We start from the raw sequence: 14,928 nt of genomic DNA on the forward strand, positions 1-14,928 counted from the left end.
CTCCCGCCGGCCGCGAAGCATTGATGACTGTCAAATTAGCAGATTTTACGGCCTGTCGCAGAAAAACTTCAGGACGCCTCGGCCGACGCTCGCCGCGCTGCAGGAGCATCGCCGCCGGCGAACAGGTCCTGATGGGCGCGCAGCAGATTCGCGATACGGTCGAGCACGATGCGCACTTCGGGGCGCTTGCGATCATCGTCATTGGCGCCGATGAACAGCGGATGGTCGAGCTCGGCGATGGCTTCGTCGCGCCGCGCCAGCTCCAGATCGCTATCCCCCACGAAGAGCGGCAGCACGCCGAAACCGTGGCCCTTTCGGATCAGTCTCTGCAGGAGATCCGGACTGCTGGTCCAGGTCATGATCCTGTTTTCATGATGCTCGAACACCCAGCGATCCGCGGCGGAGGCGGCGCTTTCCGTCCCGAGCGAAATCCAGCGCTCACTCGCTTCGGCCGTCATCGCGACGGCGCCATAGACGCCGTAGCGCATCGTGACGCTCTGCCGGACGGCGAAGTTGCCGTGATCGGGTCGGACGGCCAGGATCGCCACATCCGCCTCGCGAAAGTCAGGTCGAGCCCGGTATGGGCGGATTTGCAACAGATGCGGAAGGCGTCGTCCTGCCCGCGAATGGCCTGGGCGTGATCTGCGAGAAAGCCGGCGATCCAGGCGTCGCCGGCGATCGAGACGATCGGCAGGGCGAAGGCGCCGCGCTGCCATTCGACAATACTGTCGGCGGCGCGACGCATCACGCGCACATGGTCGAGCAACACCGCCCCGTCATGGGCAAGCCGATAGCCCTGGGGACTGCGAATGAACAGGGTGCGGCCGAGCTGCCGTTCCAGCCCCAGCATGCGGCGGCCGATGGTCGGCGCGCTCACGCCCGTGGCGATCGCCGCGCCGGTCAGCCCGCCTTGCGTCGCCACATGAAAAAACAGATCGAGGTCGTTCCAATCCGCGCCGAGCATGCCGGTCTCCTTCGCGGCCGACCATAGCACGCCCGTGGGCGCGTTGAACATTTCGCAGCTGAAATGGGCTTTTCATCCTTGCGTCTACGTCCTCGGCAGCCCCTGCCCTACCTTGGGATCAGAACAAAACGGCAGGAGAGATATCATGCCCTTATCCGATCCCTTCACTCGCCGCGGCGGCCAGCGCATCCCGAAACCTCATGCGTTTCAGGACCCTCTGGAGCGGGAGGAATGGCGCGGCCTCGACTGGCTCGCGCCGCTTTTGGCGCGGCTGACGCGCGCGAGATCGCCAGATGAAAACGGACCGGCGCGACAGCCGCGCCGGTCCGGCGTCATAGTTCAGACCCGCTCGCCGTTCCTGACGCGATAGGTCGGCGCATACATGGTCACCAGCTCTTCGGCTGCGGTGGGATGCACCGCCATGGTGCGGTCGAAATCATCCTTGGTGCAACCGGCTTTCAGCGTGATGCCGAGAAGCTGCGCCATCTCGCCGGCGTCGTGGCCGAGGATATGCGCGCCCACCACCTTGCGATCCGCGCCGTTGACGATCAGCTTCATGATCATCCGCTCCGCCCGGCCCGACAACGTCGCTTTCATCGGCCGGAATTCCGCACGGTAGACTTCCAGCTCTTCGAACGCCTTGGCCGCCTGCTCCTCGCTCATGCCGACGGTGCCGATTTCCGGCTGGGAGAACACGGCGGTGGCGATGAGATCGTGATCCGGCGAGGTCGGATTGTTCTTGTATTCCGTCTCGATGAAACACATCGCCTCGTGAATGGCGACGGGCGTCAGCTGCACGCGGTCCGTCACGTCGCCGAGCGCGAAGATGCTCGCCACATTGGTCCGGGAATACTGATCGACGATGATCGCCCCGCGCTCGTTCACCGCGACCCCGGCCCGTTCCAGGCCGAGACCCTTGGTGTTGGGCGACCGGCCGATCGCCAGCATCACCTGGCCGACTTCGAGGATCTTGCCTTGCTTGGTCGTGGCGACCAGCTGTCCCTCGGCTTTCTTCTCGACATTGAGGATCACGTCCTCGCAGAGGATCTCGATGCCCTTGGCCTGCATGGCCGCATGCAGACCGCGCCGCATATCCTGATCGAAGCGCGACAGGATCTCCTTGCCGCGATAGATCAGCGTCGTCTTGACGCCGAGACCATGGAAAATATTGGCGAATTCCACCGCGATATAACCGCCGCCTTCGATGAGGATCGCGTCGGGCAGTTCGTTGAGATGGAAGGCTTCGTTGGAGCTGATGCAGTGCTCGAAGCCGGGAAGCGCGCCATGGACCGACGGTGCGCCGCCGACGGCGACGATGATCCTCTCGGCGGTCACGGTCTTGCCGGTCGCCTTGATCAGCACGGTGTGGGGATCGACCAGTTCGGCGCGGCTGTCGATCTGCTCGGCGCCGGCATTGGTCAGCCCTTTGCGATAGAGGCCTTCGAGACGGGTGATTTCCTGATCCTTGGCAGCCACCAGCTTTTTCCAATCGAAACGCGATTCGCCGACCTGCCAGCCGAAACCGGCGGCGTCCTCGAAATGCTCGTGGAATTGCGAGGCGTAGACGAACAGCTTCTTCGGGACGCAGCCGCGGATGACGCAGGTGCCGCCGAAACGGTATTCCTCGGCGATCGCTACTTTCTTGCCGAGCGACGCCGCCACGCGCGCCGCACGCACGCCGCCCGAACCGCCGCCGATGACGAAGAGATCATAATCGTAACTGGACATTTCATTCCCCACTAGAAACTCCCGGCCTCCCGCATGTTCATATGGCGGCTCGAGCGGCAAAAGAAAAGCCCGCCGGGAGGCGGGCTTGCATCGTCGTCGGAGAGCGCCTCACTGCTTGGGCTGCTCGGCCTTCTTTTCGGCGGCGATCGCCGTTTCGAGCGCCGCGTCGGTGGTGGTCGACAGATCGCGGCTCATGCCGGTCGCCCAGATGTCGGCGGCCTTCGACAGCTGACGGATGACGAGAGGGCCATCCTTCAACAGCTTCTGCCCGGCCGGGCCGGAATAAAAGGCGGCGATCTGGTTCAGCTCTTCTTCCGAGAAAGTCTTGGCGTAGATCGCCGCAGCTTCCTTTTCGAGATCGGCGCGTCGCGCGGCGAGTTCGAGCGCCTTGGCGTCGACCGTGTCGTTGATCAGCTGCTCGTAATTGGGCGAGCTCTGGATCAGCGTGCCCTTGAGGCGCTGGGCGATATTGGGAAGGATGGCGTCGAAAGGCTCGGTGATCTTGATCGCTTTCATCGCCGAGCGGGCAGCCTTCAGATGCGCGTCCGAAATGCTCTCCTGAGCGACGGCGAGCGACGCGCCAAACCCGAACATCATGCCCGCGACCAAAGCCGCGCGCCCGATCCTGTCAATCTTCATCATGGACACACTATCTCCTCGTCAGATTAGACCGCGATGGTCCGCGCAGATTGCGGACCCGCGATGATGGCCAGGGAGGCCAGATTGATGAACAGCCCGTGCTCGACCACGCCGGGGATCGAATACAGACTCGCAGCCAGCGCCTCTGCATCAGAAATACGGCCAAAAGAAGCATCGAGAATGTAATGGCCGCCATCGGTCTCATAGGCGTCTTCACCCCGTTTGCGCAGGGCGATCTCGCCGGTCAGACCGAGGCGGGAAGCGCATTTGTCCACCGCGATACGGGTGGCGGCCAGGCCGAACGGATTGACCTCGATGGGCAGCGGAAACTTGCCGAGCGTGTCGACGACCTTGGTTTCGTCGGCGATGACGATCATCCGCGCCGAGGCGGCCGCGACGATCTTTTCCCGCAGAAGCGCGCCGCCGCCGCCCTTGATCAGGCGCAGCTGGCCGTCGACTTCGTCGGCCCCGTCGATGGTGAGGTCGAGTTCGGGAAGCTCGTCGAGCGAGTTCAGGGGTACGCCGAGTTCAAGGCAGAGCCGCGCGGTGCGCTCCGATGTCGGCACGCCGCGGACCTCGAGCCCTTCGGCCACCTTTTCGGCCAGCAACCGGACGAATTCTTCCGCGGTGGAGCCAGTGCCGATTCCGAGGCGCATGCCGTGCTCGACATGCTTGAGCGCCTCTTGGGCGGCGATGATTTTCATATGCCGGGCGTCCATCCGCCAGGATCTCCGATTGTTCGTGGACGGGCTTTTACACGAGCTTGTGAGCGAGCGGAAGAAGCAAAGACGAGTTTTGCATCGTCTGCTTCCCGCCGGGAAATGACAGACGGCAAGACGACTGGCGTTGCGGCGCGATTTACATGACGGCCGGCGATGTTTATCACAGCCTCATTCTTTGTGAGGAGACTGCCCGTGCCGCGCCTGCTTGCCGTATTCGATCTCGACGGAACCCTGATCGACACCGCCCCCGACCTGATCGACAGCCTGAACTTCACCATCTCGGCGCGCGACCTGCCGCCGGTCGGCTTCGAAGATCTCACGCATCTGGTCGGGCATGGAGCCCGCGCCATGATCGAGCGCGCGTTCGCGCTGCGCGGCCAACCGCTGGCGGAAGACGATTTCCCGCCGATGCTGGAGCGATTCATCGCGCATTACCGCGGCGGCATGCCGGGCAAGAGCAAGCCTTATCCCGGCCTTGTCGAGGCGCTCGACCGTCTGGCGGCGGCCGATGTGGCGCTCGCCGTCTGCACCAACAAGATGGAGGGGCTGGCGCGCCCGCTTCTCGAAGGCCTGGGCCTCGCCGACCGCTTTGCCGCGATCACCGGCGGCGACACCTTCACGGTGCGCAAACCCGACGCCGCCCATCTCCTCGGCACCATCGAACGCGCCGGCGGCGACCCTTCCCGAACCGTCATGGTGGGCGACAGCCTCAACGACATCAAGGTCGCGCAGAACGCCAAGATCGCATCGATCGCCGTGCCATTCGGCTACTCGGACACGCCTGTCGAAGATCTCGGTCCGAGCGTGGTGATCGGCCATTTCGACGAGTTGACGGCGGAATTGATCGAGAGGCTGGTGGCGGACTGAGGTTCGGCGAACCAGGAAGGCGATTGTAAATTCGCGGGTTTGCCTTCATATTTGGGGAAGACACATCCGAGAGGGCGCGCATGGCCTCCCTGACGATCCGGGATCTACCCAACGACATAGAACAGGCGCTCATCCGAAGGGCGGCTCAGCATGGACGAAGCACGGCCGAGGAAGCTCTCTCTATCCTGAAGCGCGAAACCGGTGCGGCCAGTCCGTCACGTCTAGGCTCCCTGCTCGCCGACATTGGACGGGAAGCAGGGAGCGGCGAAGACGCGCACTTGGATGTCAGAAGCAATTTCCTGCCTCGCGCACCCTTCGAATGATCCTTGTGGACACCAATGTAATCTCAGAAGCGTGGAGACCGACGCCAGCGGCGGAAGTCATTGCATGGCTCGATCATCAAGCGCTTGATACGCTTTTCCTGTCCGCCATCACGGTGGCCGAACTCAGATATGGCGTGGGCATCATGCCTCTCGGAAAACGTAAGCAAGTTTTGGAGAGGCGGCTTGAGGAGGAAGTGCTGCCTCTCTTTGCGGAACGAGTCTTGCCCTTCGATCTCCCTGCATCAGCGGCTTACGCATTTTTGATGTCCTCGGCAAAGAACCGTGGACGGGCCATTTCCTTCGCTGACGGTTTGATAGCCGCGACAGCGATGTCACGCGGGTTTTCGGTCGCAACCCGCGATCTGTCCCCTTATCTAGCGGCAGGCATCAACGCGATCGATCCTTGGCGGTTTGCAATATAGGCGGCTTTACAACGAGCCTGGTAATCATGCCGAAATAAGCAGAGCGACTTCGTCTCTACCGCCATCTATTCTTCCAGCCGCTTCATCCCCGCCTGCGCCGCGCTCTCATAGCAATGACGTCGCAAAGAGTGACGCGGCGGCCCGCGACACTGCCAAAAACACATAAGGCGGCCCGAAGCCGCCTTATGTTAGTCAGACCTAGGGACGATCGTTTCACCCCTGACCGTGGCGCGCCTTCCGGGTCGCATCCAGCGCGCGGCCCAGATACATGTCGCGATCATACACATCATCGAAATATTCCACTGCGCCGTCCTTGTTGGGGAAGGCGGTGAAATAGGAGACGTAGACCGGAAACTTCTCCGGCACCTTGACCTGATGGTTCTTGCCGGTAGCGATCTGCTGGTCGACGTCGGCGACCGACATATTGAGCACCGCAGCGGCCATCTTCTTCGGATCGACCAGACGAACGCAGCCATGGCTGAGAGCGCGCATGTCGCGGCCGAAGAACTTCTTCTGCGGCGTGTCATGCATGTAGATCGCATGAGAGTTCGGGAACATGATCTTCAGCTGTCCCAGCGCATTGTCGCTTCCGGGCGGCTGGCGCACATCGACGGAGTCGGTCGTGCTCCAGTCGATGTCGGTCGACGACATCTGCTGACCGCCGACCGACGTCTCGTAGCCGAGTCGGTCGAGATAGCTGGGGTCCTGGCGCAGCTTCGGCAACATCTCGTTGACGATGATCGAGCGCGGAACGCCCCAATAGGGATTGAATTCGACGACTTCGATCTCGTCCTGGAAGAAATAGGTCTGGTTGGCCTTTGACCCGACGACGACCTTCATCTCGAACTGTTCGCGGCCTTCGTTGTAATAGTAGGCCTTGAACGCCGGCTGGTTGATGAAGACGAAGCGCGGGCCGAGATCCTTCGGCAGCCAGCGCATCTGCTCCATCGCCACCACGAGCTTGTTGATCTTGGCGCTGTGGCTGTCGCCGCCGCTGAGAACACGGACCGTGCCGCGGCCGACGACGCCGTCGCCCTTCAGGCCGTTCTCGGTCTGATAGGCCTTCACCAGTTCGACGATCTCCGGCGCGTAATCGGCGCCGCCTTGGTAAGAGGCGAGCGTCAGCGAATGATCGAGCTTGAGCTTGTCGGAACCGCGCTGGCGAATGGCCGCAACCACATTGGCGAGCTCGGGATTGACGTCGCCCGGCTTGATCAGGGTGCCCGGCGCAACATCCACCCGCGCTTCCTGTTCGCCGTCGACGGCCTTCAGTCGCGCCAGCTCGGCCTTCAACGCCTGGTACTGGGCGTTCTGCGGATTGCGGCTCACCAGATAGGCCTTCACGTCTCCCGAGAGCGCGACATTGGTCAGCGCGGCGTCGAGATTGACCGTCTTGCGCTTGAAATCGTAATAGCCCGAGATCCGGTTGGGATCGATGCGGCCGCGCTGGGCGTCCTGGACATAGGTCAGCACGGCGGCCGACATCTCGATCTCGAACTGCATCAGTCGCTTCTGACGCGCGGCCGGATCGGCGTCGGTCATTGCGCCATCGGGATCTGTCACGGCGTAATCGGCGGGATCGAGGCCGTCGGAGCCGGCGTCGGCGAGCGCCGCCATCGCGTCTCGGGCCTTCTGGCTGACGCCGTTGGCGTCGACCCATACGAGCCCCTGATGCGTGGCGTAGTATTTCTCGATTGCGGTCGCCACTTCGGACGGGGCCCTGACCTTGACATCGGCCATGAAGGCGCGCGGCTCGGCGCCGGCGTCGAAACTCGCAGGGCCGGAGATGGTCTGGATCGAGCCGGTCGCCTCGGGCTGTTCGATCGCAGCGGCCGACGCGGATTGGCTGGACGACGCGAATTTTGACGCGGCGATCCAGCGCAGAGCATCGGCCTTGTAGGCATTGTAGGTCGGACCCGTCACTTTCGGCAACGGCCTGGCCGGCGCTGCGGGGTCCGGGAAGGCGCTGGTGTCGTCATCCAGCGACCCGGCGAAGGGCTGCTGCGGTCTCTGTGCGGCCTTGTTGCCCTTGAGGAAGTCGAGCAATGTGGCGGCGCCGACAGGCGCGGAGCTCATTCCGATCGCGCCAGCCACGGCAAGTGCGACGATCGCTGTCGTAGTCTTCATCTTCATGTTGCTATCATTCCCGACGACGAAACGCCGTCACCCCAAATCAAGTTGCTGACAGACTAGCGGATCGCCAATCCCTTGAAAAGAAAACGGATGACCGGTCGACTTCATTCATGAGGTCACAAATTTGTGACGCGTTTTGGGCAGGCCCGATTTCGAGCATCCACAACACACTGATAACCTTAATTTATTGTTAACCCGCCAGATATGCTTTCGCCCTCGGACGTCAGGCTTGCCGCCCAGTTTCGCATAGTTCGTTTCGGAGAGGCTGTGGCGAAAATGGCGCAGACATCGCTGCGGCTAACGGCGGATCTTCAAGGTTTCCAGCGCTTTCCGACAGATGTCCGGGCTGCGGCCGCAGCAATCCTGCATGAGAAAGCCGAGGAGTTGTCCCATCGCGGAAATTTCGGCGAAGTAGCGGATGTTGCGCCCTTCCCGCTGCGCCCGGATCAGATGCGCCGCAGACAGCATGGTCAGATGTTGAGAGAGCGTATTGGGCTTGAGATCCAGCGCCACGGCAATCTCGCCGGCATTGAGTCCATCGCCTCCCGCCGCAACGAGCAGACGGAAAATGTCGAGACGGCCGGCATGCGACAGCGCCGTCAGCTTGCTCAGAACCGGTTGCTTGTCAGTCTCGATCTCGTCCATCGCCGCCCGGCTTTCAGTCGCCGCCCTTGCTTCATCGCATATAGGAAGGCGAGGCCGCGCTTGCACGTAAATTCTTGCGCCTTGCGAACGGAGTTGTGTGCTGAGGACGTTGGAGTGACCACTTCCTTTCACGCGCAGGCGGGATTAGACAAGATACTGGACTCGGATCAGAAGGATATTCCCCATGCCGACACGCATCGAAACCGACACTTTCGGCCCCATCGAAGTGGAAGACGATCGCCTCTGGGGCGCGCAGGCGCAGCGTTCGCTCGGAAACTTCCGCATCGGCTGGGAGAAACAGCCGGCGTCGATCGTCAAAGCGCTCGGCGTGGTCAAGCAGGCCGCCGCACGCGCCAATATGAAGCTCGGCCAGCTCGATCCCAAGCTCGGCGACGTCATCGTCACGGCGGCGCAGGAGGTCATCGACGGCAAGCTCGACGATCATTTCCCACTGGTGGTCTGGCAGACCGGCTCCGGCACCCAGTCGAACATGAACGCCAACGAGGTGATCTCCAACCGCGCGATCGAAATGCTGGGCGGCGCCAAGGGCTCCAAGAAGCCGGTTCACCCCAACGACCACGTCAATATGAGCCAGTCGTCCAACGACACCTATCCGACGGCGATGCATATCGCCTGCGCCGTCGAGATCGCTCATCACCTGATCCCAGCCCTCATCCATTTGCACAAGGCGCTGGAGGCCAAGTCCAAGGAATTCGAGCACATCATCAAGATCGGCCGCACCCATACGCAGGACGCCACGCCGCTGACGCTCGGCCAGGAATTCGGCGGCTATGCGGCGCAGGTCCACTCGGCCATCAAGCGGATCGGCGACACGATGAGCGGCCTGCTGCAACTCGCCCAAGGCGGCACCGCCGTCGGCACCGGGCTGAATGCGCCGGTCGGTTTCGCCGAACTGGTGGCGGAGGAAATCGCGGTGATCACCGGCATGCCCTTCGTCACCGCGCCCAATAAATTCGAGGCGCTCGCCGCCCATGACGCCATGGTCTTCTCGCATGGCGCCATCAACGCCGCCGCCGCCGCGCTGTTCAAGATCGCCAACGACATCCGGTTCCTCGGCTCCGGCCCGCGCGCTGGCCTCGGTGAGTTGGCGCTGCCGGAAAACGAACCGGGTTCCTCGATCATGCCGGGCAAGGTCAATCCGACCCAGTGCGAGGCGCTGACTCAGGTCTGCGCGCACATCTTCGGCAACAATGCCGCGATCACCTTCGCCGGCAGCCAGGGGCATTTCGAGCTGAATGTCTACAATCCCGTGATGGCCTATAACTTCCTGCAATCTGTGCAGCTGCTCGGCGACGCCGCCCGCTCCTTCACCGACAATTGCGTGATCGGCATCACAGCGCGCGAGGACAATATTCGCCAGGGCGTCGAGCGCTCGCTGATGCTGGTCACCGCGCTCGCCCCCGTCATCGGCTACGACGCCGCCGCCAAGATCGCCAAGACCGCCCACAAGAACGGCACCACCTTGAAAGAGGAAGCGCTGGCGACCGGGCTGGTGACGGAAGCGCAATATGACGAGGTGGTCAGGCCGGAGAAGATGGTGGGGCCGGGCTGAGGCCGGCGGACCTGATCTGAAACGGATGTCGCGGGGGCTACTATGCCGCGACATCCCCAATCAGCGCCGCAGCCGGAATATTCCAAGCCTTGCTGAGTTTGCGGATCTGGTCCAAATTGATCTCGCGCCGCTTGTTGAGGAGATCTGACGCGCGCGCCTTGGAGCCGAGGACAGCGACAAGGTCTGCACGAGAATAGTTGTTCGTCTCCATCACCGCCTTGATGACCTCGACCGGTTCGGCCCGCGGGATCGAATAGACCCGCTTCTCATACTCCTCGATCAGCAGGACGAGCGCATCGAAGCGAGCGGCGTCGAGACTTCCTTCCTCCGGCTCCGCCTCGACGAAGGGACGCACGGCAAGAAGCGCGGCTTGATATTCGTCCTCGCTCTGCAATGTCCTCAAGCTTGAGAAATCCATGGCTGCCTCCTAGAGATCCTTGACGCTGATGCGGTCATCGTCTGCATGCGTGCCGACGAAGAGGACAAAAACCCGTTTCGTGCGATAGCCCACCAAACCGACCAAGCGATATTTGTTGCCGCCGACATCGAACACGACCTTGCCGTCCGCAACATAGTCCGCCGAATTGAACGTCTTCCTCAGATCGTTGAAATCGTTCCACACGGCATCGGACACAGTTGTGTGCCATGACGTCAGCGCGGCCCTGGCGGCGTCACGCGGCAGCCCGGCCGTCTGGCTCTCCCAGAACTTCACCAATGCTGACTTGGCGATGATGTGCATGGCGCACCATAGCCCGTTCCCAAACTGGAAACAAGTCTCCAGAGAATATCGCTGATTCAGCGACGGCTCACGCCGCCGCTTCCATCCGCGCATCCTCCAGCGCCATCTGCGCGCCCTTCTCGGCCACCATCATCGTCGGGGCGTTGATGTTGCCGGCCGTGACGTTGGGGAAGATCGAGGCGTCGATGACGCGCAGGCCCGGCACGCCATGCACGCGCAGACGCGCGTCGACCACGGATGTCTCGGCGTCAGGACCCATCATGCAGGTGCCGCAGAGATGGTAGATCGAGCCGGAATTGGCGCGGAAATAGTCGAGGAACGCCTCGTCGCTCTCCGCCTGCGGGCCGGGTGAAATCTCGGCCTCGCTCAGCGAGGCGATGGCCGGCGCAGAAGCGATCCGACGCACCAGGCGGCTGCCCTGGATCACTTCGTCGAGGTCGCGCTCGGTGGTCAGGAAATGCGGCATGATCTTTGGGCTAGCGTGGCTGTCGGGAGAAGCGATCATGATTTCGCCGCGGCTTGTCGGCCGGCAGGAATTGAAGGCGATGAGATAGCCGGAATAGGGCTCCGGCGTAAGGCCGGATTTCGGCGTATTTGGAATGCGATAGGAGAGCGGGTTGAAGTAGAGCTGGATGTTGGGCCTCGGCTCCTCCGGCCGACCGCGGAAGAAGCCGCCGGCCTGATTGACGCTCATCGAGAAGGGTCCCGTGCCGCTCAGAACATAACGCAGGCCCATCAGCATGCGGTGATGGAATTTCGAGAAAGTGTCGTTGAGCGTCGGGATTTTCGACTTGTAGTAAAAGCTCGCGCAGAGATGGTCCTGCAGGTTCCGCCCGACGGCCGGCAGATGCCTGCGCACCGCCACGCCCGCCTTCTTCAGAACGTCGCCATCGCCGAGCCCCGAGCGCTGGAGAATGGCCGGGCTGCCTACGGCGCCGGCGGCCACGATCACCTCACGCCGCGCCGAAAAGGTCAACCTCTCCCCATTACGCGTCGCCTCGACGCCGACCGCGCGTCCGGTGGCGTCAAAAGCCAGTCGCTCGACATGGACGAAGCGCTCGACGGTGAGATTGGGTCGCGCCAGGATCGGCTTCAAATATTCGGCGCTCGAATGGGAGCGACGTCCCCCCTTGGTGTTGATGTCGTAGACGCCGCCGCCTTCGATCGTCGCGCCGTTGAAGTCGCGGTTGACAGGCAGTTGCAGTTCGCCGCAGGCGGCGAGGAAGGCGTCGGTGATGCGATGCGTGCCGCCGCGCATCGGCGTCACATGGATGGGCCCCGTGTCGCCATGCCAGTCATTGGCGCCGTCGGCATGGGTTTCCAGCCGTTTGAAAACCGGCAGCACGTCCTGGTACGACCAGCCGGGATTGCCCGCCGACGCCCAGTCGTCGAAATCCGAGGCCGCGCCGCGCACATAGACCATGGCGTTGATCGAACCGGAGCCGCCCTGCACCTTGCCGCGCGGCACATAGACCCGGCGTCCGCCGAGCTCGGCCTCCGGCTCGGAATAGTACATCCAGTTGACCTTCGGATTGTAGTAGCTCATCGCGTAACCGATGGGAATCTTGAACCAGAAGGAATTGTCCTTGCCGCCGGCCTCGATCAGCAGCACGCGATAGCGGCCGTCCTCCGTCAGTCGATTGGCGAGAATGCAGCCGGCCGAGCCGGCGCCGACGATCACATAGTCATAGCTGCTCATGGCGGCGCTCAGTGCTTGAGGATGACGAGACGGGTCTGGGTGAATTCCAGCATGCCGTGCTTGCCGTCGTCGCCGCCGAGGCCCGAGCGCTTCCAGCCGGCGTGATAGCCCTGATAGGGCTCTCCCGGGAAACGGTTGACATAGAGCTCGCCGGCTTCCACCACGTCGGAAGCGCGCATGATATTACGGTAGTTCTCGGTCATCAGCACCGAGGCGAGGCCATATTGATGGTCGCTCATCATCTGGAGCGCCTCGTCGAAGGACGAATAGGAGATGACCGGAAGAACCGGCCCGAAGATCTCTTCGCGCACGATCTCCATGTCGTGGCGGCAATCGAGCAGCAGCGTCGGCGGATAAAAGAAGCCGTCGCCCTCGGGCAGATAGCCGCCCGCAGCAATTGTCGCTCCTTCCTGCGCGGCGCGTTCGACCATGGCGTGGACGCGCGCGCGCGACGCCATGGTCTGCAGCGGCCCGACCTTGGCCGGATCCTCGGACCGATCGCCGAATTCACGCGCCTTGAAAGCGGCGGTCAACTTGGCCACCAGCTGATCATGCACGCTTTCATGGACATAGACCCGTTCGGCCGAAGTGCAAACCTGGCCGCAGTGATAGCTTTTGGCCCCAATCAACAGGGATGCGACTTGGTCGAGATCGGCGTCCGGCTCCACCACCACAGGCGTCTTGCCGCCGAGTTCCAGCGAGGGCTTGGCGATATTGACCTTGCAATAATCGAGCACCGCCTGCCCGGCCGCAACGCTGCCGGTCAGGGTGATCATGCCCACCTGCGGCTGGGTGCATAGAACGCGGGCGACGTCGTGATCCATGGTCAGCACGTTGAGCAGGCCCGCAGGCACGCCCGCCTCTTCAGCACAGGCGGCGATCGCGAAGGCCGAGGTCGGCGTGGAGTTCGACGGCCGCACCACCACGGCGTTGCCGGCGATCAGCGCCGGGGCCACCTTGCGTACGAAGGTGTAGACCGGAAAGTTGAAGGGTATCAGGCAGGCGGCGACGCCGATCGGCACCCGCTTCAAGAGCAGCGTCTCGTCGCAGCTGTCGCTTTCGATCACCTCGCCTTCGATGCGCCGCGCCCATTCGGCGTGATAGCGCATCAGGTCGACGCCATAGCCGGTTTCCGCGCGAGCGTCGGCCAAGCTCTTGCCGCTCTCGCTGGCCAGCGCTGCCGCGATCTTATCGGCATTGCGTTCGATGGCGTCGGCGAAGCGCCGCAACATATCGCCGCGCTCGATGGCGGGACGCGCGCCCCACTCCTTCTGCGCATCGGCTGCGCGTTCGACGGCGGTCACCGCCTCGTCGGCGGAGGCCGAAGGAACGCGCGCGAAGACTTTTCCCGTCGCCGGATTGACGACGTCGATCATGCGGCCCGATTGCGAGGAGGCGAAACGTCCTCCGACAAAGATCTGGTGGTCCATGGCCTTGATTCCCGATGCAAATGACACGCCCGAAGCGGCTGTTATCGCTCAGCAAAATCCGGGACTGAACAAAGCGCAAGCGAGGAGTTGTCGGGCAAAGCATTCCAAAAAGGAATGCTCGGAAAATTCAGGCGGAAAGCTGCCGCTCCAACCAGGCGCGGAAAGCTGCGACCTTGTCGCTTTCGCTGCGCTCGCGCCGCGTCACCAGCCAGTAGGATTGATGGCCGGGCACCTCGACATCCATGATCGTCGTCAACAGCCTCTGGTCGAGAAGCGGCGTAATCATGGCGCGGTCGGCCACCGTTACGCCCATGCCGTTGACGGCCGCTTCGATGGCGAGATCCAGAAGATCGAATTCGAGGCCGCCGCGGGTGTCGACGTCGGCCAGCCCCGCCGCATCCAGCCAATGCCGCCAGGTGAGATAGCGCTGGTTCGACGAGGCCAACACATGCACGAAGGTGAAGCGAGAGAGATCGCCGCCGGAAACCGTCCCCTGCCCCTTGAGCAGCGACGGCGCGCAGACGGCGACATGTCGCTCCGTCATGAGATGACTGACCTGCATCAGCGGCCACTCGCCGTCGCCGAAGCGGATGGCGCAATCGAGCAGGCTGCGTTCGCCAAGATTGTCTTGCAGATCGGTGCTGATGCTGATGTCGACGTCGGGCAGCGCTTCGCGCAGCGACGGCAGGCGCGGCATCAGCCAGCGCCGCGCGAAGGTCGGCGGCGCATTGAGCCGCAGCCGCGCGCCGCTGCTCTTTTCCATGATCGAGCGCACCGTTAATTCGACATTGTGGAGGGCGTCCTGCAGCGTGGCGTAAAGTTCCGCCCCGGATTCCGTCAGTTCGAGATCGTGATGCTTGCGGATGAACAACGCTTCGCCGAGTTGCTCCTCGAGGTTGCGCACCTGGCGGCTGACGGCGCTCTGGGTGAGGTTCAGCCGCTCGGCCGCCCGCGTGAAACTTCTCGTCTGGCCGACGACCTCGAAGATCTTCATGGCGGTCAGGGCGGGCAAGCGGCGCATTCGTAACTCCGGCGTCGGAAACG

General features: G+C 62.9%; 16 protein-coding genes. 4 read left to right on the forward strand and 12 right to left on the reverse strand.

The window, feature by feature from the left end:
- Positions 1-68: 68 nt before the first annotated feature.
- From OCK01_RS26420 to rpiA, 5 genes are all read right to left on the reverse strand, one after another.
- Complete coding sequence (locus tag OCK01_RS26420) at positions 69-488, reverse strand: hypothetical protein (RefSeq protein WP_318530219.1); 420 nt, start codon at positions 486-488, stop codon at positions 69-71.
- Positions 455-964 carry a LysR family transcriptional regulator gene (locus tag OCK01_RS26425; RefSeq protein WP_318530220.1) on the reverse strand — a complete coding sequence of 170 codons (510 nt, stop codon included), beginning with the start codon at positions 962-964 and terminating at the stop codon, positions 455-457. Before OCK01_RS26425 ends, OCK01_RS26420 begins: the two co-directional genes overlap by 34 nt.
- Before the next feature lie 339 nt (positions 965-1,303).
- Positions 1,304-2,692, reverse strand: a complete 1,389-nt coding sequence (gene gor / locus OCK01_RS01820; protein WP_263822437.1) for a glutathione-disulfide reductase — start codon at positions 2,690-2,692, stop codon at positions 1,304-1,306.
- Positions 2,693-2,800: 108 nt separating this feature from the next.
- On the reverse strand, positions 2,801-3,334 hold the full coding sequence (locus tag OCK01_RS01825) for a DUF2059 domain-containing protein (RefSeq protein ID WP_182825973.1): 534 nt from the start codon (positions 3,332-3,334) through the stop codon (positions 2,801-2,803).
- A gap of 23 nt (positions 3,335-3,357) precedes the next feature.
- Positions 3,358-4,050, reverse strand: coding sequence for a ribose-5-phosphate isomerase RpiA (gene rpiA / locus OCK01_RS01830; protein ID WP_263822438.1), 693 nt, complete (start codon positions 4,048-4,050; stop codon positions 3,358-3,360).
- 156 nt (positions 4,051-4,206) lie between these two features.
- Between rpiA and OCK01_RS01835 the strand changes: the two genes are divergently transcribed.
- The 3 genes from OCK01_RS01835 (at position 4,207) to OCK01_RS01840 (ending at position 5,665) form a co-directional block, all read left to right on the forward strand.
- Positions 4,207-4,920, forward strand: a complete 714-nt coding sequence (locus tag OCK01_RS01835) for an HAD family hydrolase (protein WP_412178958.1) — start codon at positions 4,207-4,209, stop codon at positions 4,918-4,920.
- A gap of 80 nt (positions 4,921-5,000) precedes the next feature.
- Positions 5,001-5,243 (forward strand): FitA-like ribbon-helix-helix domain-containing protein, encoded by a 243-nt coding sequence (locus OCK01_RS26505; protein WP_412178959.1) that lies wholly within the window; start codon positions 5,001-5,003, stop codon positions 5,241-5,243.
- The gene (locus OCK01_RS01840; RefSeq protein WP_263822440.1) at positions 5,240-5,665 is read left to right on the forward strand and encodes a type II toxin-antitoxin system VapC family toxin; all 426 of its coding nucleotides are present in this window, start codon (positions 5,240-5,242) and stop codon (positions 5,663-5,665) included. The genes OCK01_RS26505 and OCK01_RS01840 overlap by 4 nt, the downstream gene beginning before the upstream one ends.
- 213 nt (positions 5,666-5,878) lie before the next feature.
- Here the strand turns inward: OCK01_RS01840 and OCK01_RS01845 are convergent, their stop codons facing one another.
- The gene (locus OCK01_RS01845; protein ID WP_263822441.1) at positions 5,879-7,798 is read right to left on the reverse strand and encodes a L,D-transpeptidase family protein; all 1,920 of its coding nucleotides are present in this window, start codon (positions 7,796-7,798) and stop codon (positions 5,879-5,881) included.
- A gap of 297 nt (positions 7,799-8,095) precedes the next feature.
- On the reverse strand, positions 8,096-8,443 hold the full coding sequence (locus tag OCK01_RS01850) for an ArsR/SmtB family transcription factor (RefSeq protein WP_263822442.1): 348 nt from the start codon (positions 8,441-8,443) through the stop codon (positions 8,096-8,098).
- A 184-nt stretch (positions 8,444-8,627) separates the two neighbouring features.
- Here OCK01_RS01850 and fumC point away from each other — a divergent pair, with 184 nt between their 5' ends.
- Complete coding sequence (gene fumC / locus OCK01_RS01855) at positions 8,628-10,016, forward strand: class II fumarate hydratase (RefSeq protein WP_263822443.1); 1,389 nt, start codon at positions 8,628-8,630, stop codon at positions 10,014-10,016.
- A gap of 40 nt (positions 10,017-10,056) precedes the next feature.
- Here fumC and OCK01_RS01860 read toward each other — a convergent pair whose 3' ends face one another.
- The 5 genes from OCK01_RS01860 to OCK01_RS01880 form a co-directional block, all read right to left on the reverse strand.
- On the reverse strand, positions 10,057-10,434 hold the full coding sequence (locus tag OCK01_RS01860; protein ID WP_263822444.1) for a helix-turn-helix domain-containing protein: 378 nt from the start codon (positions 10,432-10,434) through the stop codon (positions 10,057-10,059).
- Positions 10,435-10,443: 9 nt separating this feature from the next.
- Positions 10,444-10,755, reverse strand: coding sequence for a type II toxin-antitoxin system HigB family toxin (locus OCK01_RS01865; RefSeq protein WP_263822445.1), 312 nt, complete (start codon positions 10,753-10,755; stop codon positions 10,444-10,446).
- Between the two features lie 67 nt (positions 10,756-10,822).
- Positions 10,823-12,454, reverse strand: coding sequence for a GMC family oxidoreductase (locus OCK01_RS01870; protein ID WP_263822446.1), 1,632 nt, complete (start codon positions 12,452-12,454; stop codon positions 10,823-10,825).
- A gap of 8 nt (positions 12,455-12,462) precedes the next feature.
- Positions 12,463-13,884, reverse strand: coding sequence for an aldehyde dehydrogenase (gene aldA / locus OCK01_RS01875; protein WP_263822447.1), 1,422 nt, complete (start codon positions 13,882-13,884; stop codon positions 12,463-12,465).
- 127 nt (positions 13,885-14,011) lie between these two features.
- Positions 14,012-14,905: a LysR substrate-binding domain-containing protein gene (locus OCK01_RS01880; protein WP_263822448.1), complete on the reverse strand. Its 894-nt coding sequence runs from the start codon at positions 14,903-14,905 to the stop codon at positions 14,012-14,014.
- Positions 14,906-14,928 lie beyond the last annotated feature (23 nt).

Origin of the sequence: Rhizobium sp. TRM95796, assembly GCF_025779995.1 — a bacterium.
Lineage (GTDB): Bacteria > Pseudomonadota > Alphaproteobacteria > Rhizobiales > Rhizobiaceae > Rhizobium_E.

Bases quoted from the DNA above. Each gene is read 5' to 3' on its own strand.
- OCK01_RS01850 (WP_263822442.1), bottom strand. From the start codon at position 8,443: ATGGACGAGATCGAGACTGACAAGCAACCGGTTCTGAGCAAGCTGACG.
- OCK01_RS01845 (WP_263822441.1), bottom strand. From the start codon at position 7,798: ATGAAGATGAAGACTACGACAGCGATCGTCGCACTTGCCGTGGCTGGC.
- rpiA (WP_263822438.1), bottom strand. From the start codon at position 4,050: ATGGACGCCCGGCATATGAAAATCATCGCCGCCCAAGAGGCGCTCAAG.
- OCK01_RS01880 (WP_263822448.1), bottom strand. From the start codon at position 14,905: ATGCGCCGCTTGCCCGCCCTGACCGCCATGAAGATCTTCGAGGTCGTC.
- OCK01_RS01835 (WP_412178958.1), top strand. From the start codon at position 4,207: ATGTTTATCACAGCCTCATTCTTTGTGAGGAGACTGCCCGTGCCGCGC.
- OCK01_RS26425 (WP_318530220.1), bottom strand. From the start codon at position 964: ATGCTCGGCGCGGATTGGAACGACCTCGATCTGTTTTTTCATGTGGCG.
- OCK01_RS01870 (WP_263822446.1), bottom strand. From the start codon at position 12,454: ATGAGCAGCTATGACTATGTGATCGTCGGCGCCGGCTCGGCCGGCTGC.
- gor (WP_263822437.1), bottom strand. From the start codon at position 2,692: ATGTCCAGTTACGATTATGATCTCTTCGTCATCGGCGGCGGTTCGGGC.
- OCK01_RS01860 (WP_263822444.1), bottom strand. From the start codon at position 10,434: ATGGATTTCTCAAGCTTGAGGACATTGCAGAGCGAGGACGAATATCAA.
- OCK01_RS01865 (WP_263822445.1), bottom strand. From the start codon at position 10,755: ATGCACATCATCGCCAAGTCAGCATTGGTGAAGTTCTGGGAGAGCCAG.
- fumC (WP_263822443.1), top strand. From the start codon at position 8,628: ATGCCGACACGCATCGAAACCGACACTTTCGGCCCCATCGAAGTGGAA.
- OCK01_RS01840 (WP_263822440.1), top strand. From the start codon at position 5,240: ATGATCCTTGTGGACACCAATGTAATCTCAGAAGCGTGGAGACCGACG.
- OCK01_RS26505 (WP_412178959.1), top strand. From the start codon at position 5,001: ATGGCCTCCCTGACGATCCGGGATCTACCCAACGACATAGAACAGGCG.
- OCK01_RS26420 (WP_318530219.1), bottom strand. From the start codon at position 488: ATGCGCTACGGCGTCTATGGCGCCGTCGCGATGACGGCCGAAGCGAGT.
- aldA (WP_263822447.1), bottom strand. From the start codon at position 13,884: ATGGACCACCAGATCTTTGTCGGAGGACGTTTCGCCTCCTCGCAATCG.
- OCK01_RS01825 (WP_182825973.1), bottom strand. From the start codon at position 3,334: ATGATGAAGATTGACAGGATCGGGCGCGCGGCTTTGGTCGCGGGCATG.